Raw genomic sequence first — 12,551 nt, 5'->3', positions numbered from 1 at the left:
ACGCGCGCGCCCGCGACATAGGCGGCGACGCCGCTCATCATCGCGCCCGCCACCAGCAATACCAATACCTTCTTCATCGCGTCGCTCCCATCAGATCCCGTACGTCGGCGAGCCGCCCGGTCACCGCCGCCGCCGCCGCCATGGCTGGCGACAACAGGTGTGTGCGCGCGCCAGGTCCCTGTCGACCCACGAAATTCCGGTTCGACGTGGACGCGCACCGCTCCCCCGCAGGCACCTTATCGGGGTTCATCGCGAGGCACATCGAACAGCCCGGCTCGCGCCATTCGAAGCCGGCCTGCACGAACACCCGGTCGAGCCCCTCGGCCTCCGCCTGCCGCTTGACCAGCCCCGATCCCGGCACGACCATCGCGCGCACGCCGTCGGCGACATGGCGCCCCTCGGCGACCGCGGCGGCGGCGCGCAGATCCTCGATCCGGCTGTTGGTGCAGCTGCCGATGAAGACGTGCTGGACGGGAACGTCCTGCATCGCCGTCCCCGGCGTCAGCCCCATATAGTCGAGGCTACGCTGTGCCGCCGCGCGCTTGGCGGGATCGGCGAAACTGTCGGGTTCGGGCACGACGCCGGTGATCGGCACGACGTCTTCGGGGCTCGTTCCCCAGGTCAGCGCCGGCGCGATGTCGGTCGCGTCGAGCGCCACGCTCTTGTCGTAGGTCGCCGCCGGATCGGTGGCGAGGCTGCGCCACCAGGCGACGGCCTTGTCCCACGCCTCGCCCTGCGGCGCCATCGGCCGCCCCTTCAGATAGGCGAAGGTCACGTCGTCGGGCGCGACCAGCCCGGCGCGCGCGCCGCCCTCGATCGACATGTTGGCGACGGTCATCCGCCCCTCGATCGACATGGCGCGGATCACCTCGCCGGTATATTCGATGACATGGCCGGTGCCGCCCGCCGCGCCGATCCGCCCCATGATCGCGAGGATCACGTCCTTGGGGCTGACGCCGAAGCCGAGCGTGCCGTCGACGCGCACCTCCATCGTCTTCGACTGGCTGAGCAGCAGCGTCTGCGTCGCGAGCACATGCTCGACCTCGCTGGTGCCGATGCCGAACGCCAGAGCGCCCAAGGCGCCATGCGTCGAGGTATGGCTGTCGCCGCACACCAGGGTCGTGCCGGGCAGAGTGAAGCCCAGTTCCGGCCCGACGACATGGACGATGCCCTGCTCCGCCGCGGTCGCATCGATATAGTCGACACCGAATTCGGCGGTATTGCGGCGCAGCGCATCGAGCTGCTGCGCGCTTTCCGGATCGGCGATCGGCAGCATCCGCCCGGCGGCATCGACGCGCGGCGTCGTCGGCAGGTTGTGATCGGGCACCGCGAGCGTCAGCTCGGGCCGCCGCACGCGCCGCCCGGCAACGCGAAGCCCCTCGAACGCCTGCGGGCTGGTCACCTCATGGACGAGGTGCCGGTCGATATAGATGAGGCAGGTGCCGTCGTCGCGCCGTTCGACGACATGAGCAGCCCAGATCTTTTCGTACAGCGTTTGCGGTCGGGAAGCCATGATGCGCGCCCGTTAACGGAAATGATGCGCGAGCGAAAGCCTGCGCGACAGATTGTTGCCTGTGATATTAAAACGCGCGATGATCTTCGAAGACCGTGCCGCACGCGCGCATCTCGTGTTCATGCGCCGGCTCGCGCCATGTTTCCGCTAGCGCCGCCGCTTCCCATGCCTTGATCGCGGGATGCGCGAAAAGGCTTTCGCACCAGCGACTTCCGGCATCGCCAACGTCGATCCCGAAGGTCCGCACGCGAAACGCGACCGGCGCGTAAAAGGCATCGACCGCGGTGAAGTGATCCCCCGCCAGCCACGGACCGCCGAAGCGATCGAGCCCTTCCGCCCATAATTCCTGGATCCGCGAAACATCGCGATCCAGCGCCGACGACGCCGGATGCGGAGTCGCCCGAACGCCGATGTTCATCATCCGCTCGTTGCGCAGCGCCGAAAAGCCGCCATGCATCTCGGTCACCGCGCACATCGCCCAGGCGCGCGCCGCCTCGTCCCGCGGCCAGACGCCGTCGTGCCGCTCGGCGAGATACAATGTGATGCCGAGCGAGTCCCAGATCGTGCGATCGCCGTCGACCAGCACCGGCACCTGCCCGCTTGGCGAAAAGGCGCGGAACGCCTCCCAGTTATTTGCCGCCGTAAAGGGTTCGATCCGATCCTCGAACGGAATGCCGAGCGCGGTCATCAACGCCCACGGCCGCAGCGACCAGCTCGAATAATTGCGATTGGCGGTGATCAGCACGTAACCCATGGCTGCAAATCCTATCCGGATGGCGCGGTCGCACCATCTCGTCTTATAGCGGCGACGCCCTCCGCCGGTTCGCGTGGACGATACCATTCCGGCAGACCGGCGACGGGACGGAACGGCAGCGACGCAGCGAGATCGACGGCATCGAACGACGGCACGGCATATCGCCGCAAGGTCGCGACCAGCTCGACCATCATCGGCAGGAACATCGTCCCGATATCCGCGATCAAAACGCGACAGGCGTTGGCATCGTAGGTATGCGACATGACGTTACGACGCTCGACCGCCGCCAGCGCGGAATGTCATCCTTCCGGATCATTCACCGATCATAATGCGCCGTCGTCTTCGCCGCCACCTCGTCCGCGGTCACGCCCGGCGCCAGCTCGATCAGCCGGAACGGCGACTGGTGATCCGGCCGCCGAAACACGGCGAGGTCGGTGACGATCATGTCGACAACGTTCTTGCCGGTCAGCGGCAGCGTGCAGGCGGGGATGAACTTGGGGCTGCCGTCCTTGGCATTATGATCCATCACGACGATGATCTGCTTGACCCCGGCGACGAGGTCCATCGCGCCGCCCATCCCCTTGATCATCTTACCGGGGATCATCCAGTTGGCGATGTCGCCGCCCTCGCTCACCTCCATCGCGCCGAGCACCGTCAGATCGATATGCCCGCCGCGGATCATCGCGAAGCTCTGCTCGCTGCCGAAATAGGCGCTTTGCGGCAATTCGCTGATCGTCTGCTTGCCGGCGTTGATGAGGTCGGGATCGACCTCGTCGTCATAGGGGAACGGCCCGATGCCGAGCATGCCGTTCTCCGACTGCAAGGTCACCGTGATCCCGGCGGGGATATTGTTGGCGACCAAAGTCGGGATGCCGATGCCGAGGTTGACGTAATAGCCGTCGCGCAGCTCCTGCGCGGCGCGCGCCGCCATCTGGTTGCGATCCCAGCCCTTCGCTTGCGTGGCCATCAGTTCAGTCCTCCGGGATGGTTGGCGATCTTCGCGACGGCGTCGGGATCGAGGTCGGGGCGCGCGCCATCGAGACCACGCCAGATCAGTGCCGCCGCTTCTTCTTCGGCCAGGCCGAGCGCCTGCGCATGCGCCTTGGCGGCGTGGCCGATCGTGTCGGCCATCAGCACGCCGAACATCTCGGCGTCGCCGAGCACGCCGGCATCGATCACCACGGTCGAGCCCGACCGGTCGGTGATCCAGATCCGCGCCACCTCGGCCGATCTGGCGCCGAGGTTGGGGATGGCGGACAAGGGGATGGCGCGCGGCTTCGACGGTTTCACGGCGTATCGCTCCAGCGTTTGTCGAGGGGAAACACCTCGTCGAACCCGCCCTTGAGCCCGCTGCCGTAGACCGGGTTGGGCAGCACGAACCAGCCGTTGCCCCACAGATCGGCAATCGCGCCGCTGTCGGCGGCACGGCGGCGCTCCGCGGCGGAGGGGATCGCGTTGAACAGGTCGCTGAAATCGCCGAGCTGGTCGCCCGCCATCGCGACGACGCAATAGCGCGCGGCGATCGCGCTGCGGCGCGCGTCCTTGCCGCTCGGCCCGTCGCGCAGGAACAGGTCGGTGCCGGGCGTGAAATCGCCCAGCCCCGCCGCCTTCAGCCCGGCGACCGTGCCGGCGGCGGTGGCGGCGCCGCGATTGCTGTTGATGATGACCGTGATGTTGGCGGCACGCAGCGCGGCGAACGCCTCGACCGCGCCCGGCACCCGCGCGACCGCCTTGGCGCCGGTCCGCTCCCAGCGCGCCCATTGCGCCGGATCGAACGGCGCGGCGGGATCGCGCGCCGCCAGCGCCTCGATACCGAGGTTGAGCACCACCGTTTCGTCCGCGTCGAACACCGCCGCGCGCGGCTTGCCCTCGCACGCCTGCCATTGCGGCGCGGCGAGCGTCGCCCCCGGCCTGAGCACGACGCTGTCGCCCGCCGCGCGGCGATAGCTGGCATAGGAGACGAGCGCACGGAACGCCTGCCGGCTCAGCGCCGCCGCCTCCGCCGAACCGTAGAGATACTGGAATTGCGGCGGCACCGCCCGCGCATCGGCGACGGCCGCACCAGTGGCCGCGCCGGTCGGCGGCGGCAGCGCGGTCAGCCCGGTGATCCGCACCACCTTGCCGTCGGCGGTATAGGTCTGGCCCGGCGCCGGCAGCGTCGCGACATGCGTGCGCTTGCCGCCGCAGCCCGCCAGCAGCGCCGCCGCCGCCAGCGCGAATCCCGCCCGCCGCATCACGCCGCCTCGCGCGCCCGCACCGTGCGGAACTCGATCTTCTTGTCGTACGGCGCGCCGACGATCAGCCGCTTCACATAGATGCCGGGCAGATGGATATGATCGGGATCGAGGCTGCCGACCGGCACCACTTCCTCGACCTCGGCGACGCACACCTTGCCCGCGGTCGCCATCGGCTGGTTGAAGTTGCGCGCGGTCTTGCGGAAGATGAGGTTGCCGCTCTCGTCCGCCTTCCAGCCCTTGATGATGCTCAGGTCGGCGCGGATGCCGCGTTCGAGGATATAGTCCTCGCCGTCGAAGCTCTTCACCTCCTTGCCCTCGGCCACCAACGTGCCGACGCCGGTCTTCGTATAGAAGCCGGGGATGCCCGCGCCACCGGCGCGGCAGCGTTCGGCGAGCGTCCCCTGCGGGCAGAATTCCACCTCCAGCTCGCCGCTCAGATATTGCCGCTCGAACTCCTTGTTCTCGCCGACATAGCTGGAGATCATCTTCCTGACCTGCCGCGTGCGCAGCAGCTTGCCGAGCCCCTCGCCGTCGATCCCGGCATTGTTGCTGGCGATGGTCAGGCCCGTGACGCCCGATGCCTGGATCGCGTCGATCAGCCGTTCGGGAATGCCGCACAGGCCGAAGCCGCCCGCGCAGATCGTCATGCCGTCGTGCAGCAGGCCGTCGAGCGCCGCCGCCGCATCGGGATAGAGCTTGTTCATCGCCCGTGACTCTCCTGTCTTTGCCGCGGCGATAGCGGGACGGGCGCCGCAGCGTCAATCGAGACCCCGTGTTCCTGCGCACGCAGGAACCCAGAGCCACGCAGCGCGACGCCCGCGACCCTGGGCTCCTGCGTTCGCAGGAGCACTGACGCTTACTTCAGCGCCGCCTGTGCCGCCGCCAGCCGTGCGATCGGCACGCGGTACGGCGAGGCCGAGACGTAATCGAGGCCGACCTTCTCGCAGAAGGCGATGCTCGCCGGATCGCCGCCATGCTCGCCGCAGATACCGAGCTTGATGTCCGGCCGGGTCGCACGGCCGCGATCCGCCGCCATCTGCACCAGCTCGCCGACGCCCTCGATATCGAGGCTGACGAACGGGTCCTTGGCGTAGATGCCCTGCTCCACGTAGGAGCCAAGGAAGCGCGCCGCATCGTCGCGGCTGACGCCCAAAGTCGTCTGGGTCAGGTCGTTGGTGCCGAACGAGAAGAACTCGCCAGTCTCGGCGATCTCGCCCGCCTTGAGCGCCGCGCGCGGCAGCTCGATCATCGTCCCGACCAGATAGTCGATCGTCTTGCCGCGCTCGGCGAACACCACCTGCGCCGCCTTGTCGACCACCGCCTTCATCAGGTCGAGCTCGCGCTTGGTCGCGACCAGCGGGATCATCACTTCCGGAATCGGCGCCTTCCCCGACTTCTCCGCGACGTCGAGCGCCGCCTCGAAGATCGCACGCGCCTGCGTCTCGTAGATCTCCGGATAGGTCACGCCCAACCGGCAGCCGCGATGGCCGAGCATCGGGTTGAATTCATGCAGCTCGGTGGCGCGACGCTTCAGTTCGTCGATAGCGACGCCCGCCGCCGCGGCGACCTCGGCGAATTCATTTTCCTCGTGCGGCAGGAATTCGTGCAGCGGCGGGTCGAGCAGCCGCACCGTCACCGGCAGGCCCGCCATCACCTCGAAGATCGCGGTGAAGTCGCTGCGCTGCGCCGGCAGCAGTTTCTCCAGCGCGGCACGGCGGCCCGTCTCGTCCTGCGCGAGGATCATCTGGCGCACCGCGGTGATCCGGTCGGCGTCGAAGAACATATGTTCGGTACGGCACAGGCCGACGCCCTCGGCGCCGAAATCGCGCGCGGTCTGGCAGTCGAGCGGCGTCTCGGCATTGGCGCGGACCTTGAGCCGGCGCACGCCGTCCGCCCATTCCATCAGCACGCCGAAATCGCCGGCCAGTTCGGGCTGCACCGTCGCGACCGAACCGAACATCACCTCGCCGCTGGTGCCGTCGATCGTGATCGTGTCGCCCTCGCGCACCTCGCGGCCCGCGACCTTCATCACCTTGTCCTTGGCCGAGATCGACAGCGATCCCGCACCCGAAACACACGGCCGGCCCATGCCACGCGCCACCACCGCGGCGTGGCTGGTCATGCCGCCGCGTGCGGTGAGGATGCCGGTCGCGGCATGCATGCCGTGAATGTCTTCCGGGCTGGTCTCGACGCGGACGAGGATGACGGACTCGCCCGCCGCCTTGCGCTTCTCGGCGGTGTCGGCGTCGAACACGACGGTGCCCGAGGCGGCACCCGGCGAGGCGGGCAGGCCCTTGGCGATCACGTCGCGGGGCGCATCGGGATCGAGCGTCGGGTGGAGGAGCTGATCGAGCGCCATCGGATCGACGCGCAGGATCGCCTCGTTGCGGGTGATGAGCCCCTCGTTCGCCATGTCGACCGCGATCTTCAGCGCCGCCTTGGCGGTCCGCTTGCCCGAGCGCGTCTGGAGCATCCAGAGCTTGCCCTGTTCGACGGTGAACTCGATGTCCTGCATGTCGCGATAATGCGTCTCGAGCCGGTCGAACACCGCCGCCAGCTCGGCATAGACTTCGGGCATCGCCTCTTCCATCGACGCGGGCTTGGCGCCCGCCTCCTCGCGCGCCGCCTTCGTCAGATATTGCGGCGTGCGGATGCCGGCGACGACGTCCTCGCCCTGCGCGTTGATGAGGAATTCGCCATAATAGGCGCGGTCGCCCTTCGACGGATCGCGGGTGAAGGCGACGCCGGTCGCCGACGTCTCGCCCATATTGCCGAACACCATCGCCTGGACGTTGACCGCGGTCCCCCAGTCGGCGGGAATGTCGTTCAGGCGACGATAGACCTTCGCCCGCTCCGACTGCCACGAGCCGAACACCGCGCCGACCGCGCCCCACAATTGGTCGTGCACGTCTTGCGGAAAGGGCTTGCCCCATTCCGTCTCGACCAGCCCCTTATATTCGGCGACCAGCGCCTTGAGGTCGGTCGCGCTCAGCTCGGTATCCAGCGTGAAGCCGTTGTCTTCCTTGGCGATCTCTAGCGCTTCCTCGAACGCGCCGTGATCGAGTTCGAGCACCACGTCGGCATACATCTGGATGAAGCGGCGATAGCTGTCCCACGCGAACCGCTCGTCGCCCGACTTGGCAGCGAGCCCCTCGACCGTCGCATCGTTGAGCCCGAGGTTGAGGACGGTGTCCATCATCCCCGGCATCGACACGCGCGCGCCCGAGCGCACCGAGACGAGCAACGGATTGGCCGCATCGCCGAAGCTCTTGCCGGTGATCCCCTCGATATGCGCGATCCCCTGCGCCACCTCATCGCGCAGGCTTTGCGGGAATTGCTCGCCCTCGTCGTAATAGGTCGTGCACATCGCGGTCGAGATGGTGAAGCCCGGCGGCACCGGCAGGCCGATCGACGCCATCTCGGCAAGGTTCGAGCCCTTGCCGCCGAGCAGATTCTTGTCGCCCTTCCCGCCGTCCGAAACGCCGCCACCGAAACGGTACACGTATTGGGTCATCGCTGGTCCTTAGCTACGGTCTGATGCCTGCCCCGGGGAGGATGGTAAGCATATCGTACGCCTGAGAAAGGTGTCGCTATCCCTCGATCTTCGAGAAATCGGCGACGGCATGCACCGCCGCGCGCACCCGGTCCAGCAGCGCGAGCCGCGCGGCGCGCTTGGCGGGATCGGGATCGTTGACGATCACGCCCTCGAAGAACGCATCGATCGGCGCGCGCAGCGACGCGAGCGCCGCCATCGCGCCCTCGAAATCCTCCGCCGCGACCGCCGCGGCGGCGGCGGGCTCGGCCGCGTCGAGCGCATCGATCAAAGCGGCCTCGGCGGGTTCGGGGGTATAGCCGAACGCCTGCACCACGCCGTCGCCGCCGGGCGCATGGCCTTCCTTCTTGAGGATATTGGCCGCGCGCTTGTAGCCGGCGAGCAGGTTGGCGCCGTCCTCGGTCGCGACGAACGCCTGCAAGGCGCGGACGCGGGCGAGCAGCCGGACGAGATCGTCCTCGCCGCCGAGCGCGAACACCGCGTCGATCAGATCGTGACGGACGCCGGCTTCGCGCTGCTGGACCTTTAGGCGGTCGGCAAAGAAATCGAGCACCGCACGATCCGCCACCCGGCCGAGCGGAAAGCGCAGACGATTGTCGAGGATCAGCGCGACCACGCCGAGCGCCGACCGTCGCAGCGCGAACGGATCCTTCGACCCGCTCGGCCGCAGGTCGGCAGCGAAAAACTGCGTGATGCTGTCGAGCTTGTCCGCCAGCGACACCGCCACCGTCACCGGCGCGGTCGGCACGTCGTCGCCCTGCCCGACCGGCTTGTAATGGTCGCGCACCGCCTCGGCGACCTCCCGCGGTTCGCCCTGCGCAGCAGCGTAATAGCCGCCGATGAGGCCCTGCAACTCCGGGAATTCGCCGACCATGCCGGTGACGAGGTCCGCCTTGGCGAGCCGCGCCGCCCGCTCCGCCCTATCGGCGAGCGTCATTCCCTCTCCCCTTGTGGGAGCGTCGGGTAGACAGCGCCCCGCGCTGTCTAGGCCATGCTGGGAGCATGGCCGACCCGACGCTGGAGGGAGCGCCGAAGGCGCGGAAGGGTGAGGGGGAGTGGTCAGGGATGCGCTATCCCCCTCACCCTTCCCACTCGCTGACGCGAGCGGGCCCCTTCCCTCTCCCACAAGGGGAGAGGGAGATTGGACGATCCCCTCTTCGACCAGCCACCGCGCCAGCTTCGCCACGCGATCGACCTTGTCAGCGACCGTGCCGAGCTTCTCGTGGAAGACGATGTTCGCCAGCTTCGCCGCCTGCGAGTCGAGCGGCGTCTTGAGATCGGTCTCGTAGAAGAAGCGCGCATCGGACAGCCGCGCCGCGAGCACCTTGCGATTGCCCTCGACGATCTGCGCACCGCCGTCGGTCGCCTCGATATTGGCGGTGCAGACGAAGGCGTTGGCCAATGCGCCGTCCGCATCGCGGCAGACGAAATATTTCTGGTTCACCCGCGCGGTGAGCTGGATCACCTCGGGCGGCACGGTGAGGAAGTCGGCGTCGAAGCGGCCGAGCAACGGCACCGGCCATTCGGTCAGCCCGGCATTCTCCGAAACCAGCCCCTCGTCCTCGACCAGCGCCAGCCCCGCCCCGGCGGCCAGCTCGGTGGCGCGCGTGCGGATCAGCGCACGGCGCTCGTCCTGATCGACGATGACGTGGCAGGCGCGCAATTTCTCGACGTAATCCGCCGCCGAGCCGATCGTGATCTGCCCCGGATGGTGGAAGCGATGCCCGAAAGTCGCGAAGCCGGAGTGGATGCCGGCGATCTCGATCTCGACCAGCTCCTCGCCGAACAGCGCGACGATGCCATGCAGCGGCCGCACCCAGCGCAGCGACTCGGTCGAGGCGGAGGTCGCGCCCCAGCGCATCGACTTGGGCCACGGAAAGCCGCGGATGATCGCCGGAATCGCCTCGGCGAGCACCGCCGTCGTTGCCCGGCCGGGCTTGTCGGTCACCGCATAGAGCACGCCGTCGCGCTCGACGAGCTGCTCGCGGGTCAGCCCCGTCTTGCGCAGGAAGCCTTCGAGCGCCTGCGGCGGCGCGCTCGCCTTGGGGCCTTTCAGCTCCTCGGACACCGCCTGCGTCTCGGCAGGCAGGTCGCGCGCGATCAGCACGAGCCGCCGCGGCGTCGCATAGGTGACGAGCGATCCGGCGGCGAGCCCCGCCTTGCCCAGCTCGGCAGCGAACAGCCGCGCGAGATCGTCGCGCGCCTTGTCCTGCATCCGCGCAGGGATTTCTTCGGAGCGAAGTTCGAGCAGGAAATCGGTCATCGGGCCATCGCCGCGCAGCGGCTTCCAAGAAGATTGGGTTCACACGAAGACGCGAAGCCGCGAAGGGAAGAAGAGGCTTCGCCGACACGCAACCTCTTCGCGTCTTCGCGCCTTCGCGTGAACATATTGTCTTTGCAGCGCCTTGCGGCGCGGACGCCGCTCACGCCGCCCATCCGTTCTTGTCCATCCACGCCGCGCAGGCGCCCTTGGCGAGGTCGCGGACGCGGCCGATATAGGCCTGCCGCTCGGCGACCGAGATCACGCCGCGCGCCTGCAAGAGGTTGAACGTGTGGCTCGCCTTGATCGCCTGTTCATAGGCCGGGATCGGCAGCCCGGCGGCGAGGCTGTTCTCGCATTCCGCCGCGGCCTTCCTGAACAGGTCGAACAGCGACGCCGTATCGGCGACCTCGAAATTCCACGTCGACATCTGCCGCTCGTTCTCGAGGAAGACGTCGCCATAAGTGACGCCGCTGTCGTTGAACGCGAGGTCGTAGACGTTGTCGACGTCCTGGATATACATCGCCAGCCGTTCGAGCCCGTAGGTCAGCTCGCCTGCGACCGGCTTCATGTCGAACCCGCCCATCTGCTGGAAATAGGTGAACTGCGTCACCTCCATGCCGTCGCACCAGACTTCCCAGCCCAGCCCCCAGGCGCCCAGCGTCGGCGATTCCCAATCGTCCTCGACGAAGCGGATGTCGTGGCGCGTCATGTCGACGCCGATCGCCGCGAGGCTGCCGAGATACAGCTCCTGCAGGTCGGGCGGCGACGGCTTCAGGATCACCTGATATTGGTAATAATGCTGCAGCCGGTTGGGATTCTCGCCATAGCGGCCGTCGGTCGGCCGGCGGCACGGCTGGACGAAGGCGGCGTTCCACGTATCGGGCCCCAACGCGCGCAGCGTCGTCGCCGGATGGAACGTCCCCGCGCCCATCTCCATGTCATAGGGCTGGAGGATCACGCAACCCCGGTCGCTCCAATAGTCGTGGAGCGTCAGGATCATCTTCTGGAAGGAAAGCGGTGTGGCGGCCATCGTCCCGAGGCTTTGGCCGATGAGGCCGCGTCTAGCAAGTGGTGCGGCGCGGCATTAGCTATGGCGCCGGACTTACTGATGGATAGCGTCCCCGCATGATACGAACCCTTCGGCCCGCCCTGCGGCCAGCTTTGTCGGCGCTCGCGCTCTGCCTGTCGCTCCCCGCCTGCGCGCAGCAGCCCGCCCAGCCGGCGCGCGCCGCCAACGACGCCGATCCGGCGCTCTGGGTGGTGAAGGACAAGGACACGACGGTGTATCTGTTCGGCACGATCCACGTGCTCAAGCCGGGCCTCACCTGGTTCGACGAGGCGGTGAAGACCGCGTTCGACCGGTCGGACGAGGTCAAGCTGGAGATCGTCATGCCCGACGCCGCGGCGATGCAGGGGCTGGTGCAGGCGACCGGCGTCGCCGCGCCCGGCACGCCGCCGCTGACCCAGCGCCTGCCCGAGGCCAAGCGCGCCGCCTTCACCAAGGCGGTGACCGACCTCGGCCTGCCTGCGAACGCGCTCGACACGTTCAAACCGTGGCTGGCGGCGACGCAGCTCTCGGTCGCGCCCTTGTCGAAGCTCGGCTATGACAGCGACAACGGCCCCGAACAGGTCATCACCGCCGCGGCGAAACAGGCGAACAAGCCGCTGACCGGGCTGGAGACGCCCGAACAGCAATTGGGCTTTTTCGGCAGCCTGTCGGACAAGGCGCAGCTCGACTTCCTCGTCAGCACGGTCGACGAACTGCCGAAGCTGAACGACCAGATGGCGTCGATGGTCGACGATTGGGCGAAGGGCGACCCCGACGCGCTCGCCCGCGAGATGAACGACGAGCTGAAAAGCTCGCCCGAGGTCGCCAAGGTCCTCCTCACCGACCGCAACGCGCGCTGGGCGGCGTGGATCAAGCAGCGCATGACGCGGCCGGGGACGGTGTTCGTCGCGGTCGGCGCCGGGCATCTCGCGGGACCGGAGTCGGTGCAGGCGCACTTGGCTAAGCTGAGCGTGAAGGCCGAACGGGTTAAATACTGACGCCGCCTCAAATGCCCCGTCACCCCGGACTTGTTCCGGGGTCCACTCCGCGGCGAGGAGAGCCGCTGGAAGTGTGAGCGAGCGCCTGTGGCCCGGTAGACCCCGGAACGAGTCCGGGGTGACGGATGTATTCAGGTGAGGTTACGAGCCTCGACAGGACGCTCCGCCCGCCGCCGCCCACACCC

Annotated in this window: 11 protein-coding genes; 1 reads left to right on the top strand and 10 read right to left on the bottom strand. The window is 68.0% G+C overall.

What is annotated here, in order from left to right; all coding sequences use genetic code 11:
* Positions 1-73: 73 nt before the first annotated feature.
* From leuC to FFS23_RS14390, 10 genes are all read right to left on the bottom strand, one after another.
* Entirely contained in the window at positions 74-1,513 is a 1,440-nt protein-coding gene (gene leuC / locus FFS23_RS14435; RefSeq protein ID WP_137899152.1) for a 3-isopropylmalate dehydratase large subunit, read from the bottom strand.
* Positions 1,514-1,580: 67 nt separating this feature from the next.
* Positions 1,581-2,267 carry a glutathione S-transferase family protein gene (locus tag FFS23_RS14430; RefSeq protein WP_137899151.1) on the bottom strand — a complete coding sequence of 229 codons (687 nt, stop codon included), beginning with the start codon at positions 2,265-2,267 and terminating at the stop codon, positions 1,581-1,583.
* An 11-nt stretch (positions 2,268-2,278) separates the two neighbouring features.
* Positions 2,279-2,530 (bottom strand): hypothetical protein, encoded by a 252-nt coding sequence (locus tag FFS23_RS14425; RefSeq protein WP_137899150.1) that lies wholly within the window; start codon positions 2,528-2,530, stop codon positions 2,279-2,281.
* A gap of 53 nt (positions 2,531-2,583) precedes the next feature.
* On the bottom strand, positions 2,584-3,234 hold the full coding sequence (locus tag FFS23_RS14420) for a CoA transferase subunit B (protein WP_137899149.1): 651 nt from the start codon (positions 3,232-3,234) through the stop codon (positions 2,584-2,586).
* Entirely contained in the window at positions 3,234-3,557 is a 324-nt protein-coding gene (locus FFS23_RS14415) for a DUF5076 domain-containing protein (protein WP_171009504.1), read from the bottom strand. Before FFS23_RS14415 ends, FFS23_RS14420 begins: the two co-directional genes overlap by 1 nt.
* A complete protein-coding gene (locus tag FFS23_RS14410) occupies positions 3,554-4,504 on the bottom strand; it encodes an HAD family acid phosphatase (RefSeq protein ID WP_137899147.1) in 951 nt (316 codons plus the stop codon). The genes FFS23_RS14415 and FFS23_RS14410 overlap by 4 nt, the downstream gene beginning before the upstream one ends.
* Complete coding sequence (locus FFS23_RS14405; protein ID WP_137899146.1) at positions 4,501-5,208, bottom strand: CoA transferase subunit A; 708 nt, start codon at positions 5,206-5,208, stop codon at positions 4,501-4,503. The genes FFS23_RS14410 and FFS23_RS14405 overlap by 4 nt, the downstream gene beginning before the upstream one ends.
* A 152-nt stretch (positions 5,209-5,360) precedes the next feature.
* Positions 5,361-8,018: a pyruvate, phosphate dikinase gene (gene ppdK, locus FFS23_RS14400; RefSeq protein WP_137899145.1), complete on the bottom strand. Its 2,658-nt coding sequence runs from the start codon at positions 8,016-8,018 to the stop codon at positions 5,361-5,363.
* 76 nt (positions 8,019-8,094) lie between these two features.
* On the bottom strand, positions 8,095-10,320 hold the full coding sequence (gene glyS, locus FFS23_RS14395; RefSeq protein ID WP_137899144.1) for a glycine--tRNA ligase subunit beta: 2,226 nt from the start codon (positions 10,318-10,320) through the stop codon (positions 8,095-8,097).
* Between the two features lie 160 nt (positions 10,321-10,480).
* Complete coding sequence (locus FFS23_RS14390) at positions 10,481-11,350, bottom strand: glycine--tRNA ligase subunit alpha (protein WP_171009503.1); 870 nt, start codon at positions 11,348-11,350, stop codon at positions 10,481-10,483.
* A 95-nt stretch (positions 11,351-11,445) separates the two neighbouring features.
* Between FFS23_RS14390 and FFS23_RS14385 the strand changes: the two genes are divergently transcribed.
* Positions 11,446-12,366, top strand: coding sequence for a TraB/GumN family protein (locus FFS23_RS14385; protein ID WP_137899143.1), 921 nt, complete (start codon positions 11,446-11,448; stop codon positions 12,364-12,366).
* Positions 12,367-12,551 lie beyond the last annotated feature (185 nt).

The organism is Sphingomonas sp. 2SG (assembly GCF_005503285.1).
GTDB lineage: Bacteria > Pseudomonadota > Alphaproteobacteria > Sphingomonadales > Sphingomonadaceae > Sphingomonas > Sphingomonas taxi.
This window is presented reverse-complemented; position numbering and strand designations above follow the sequence as displayed.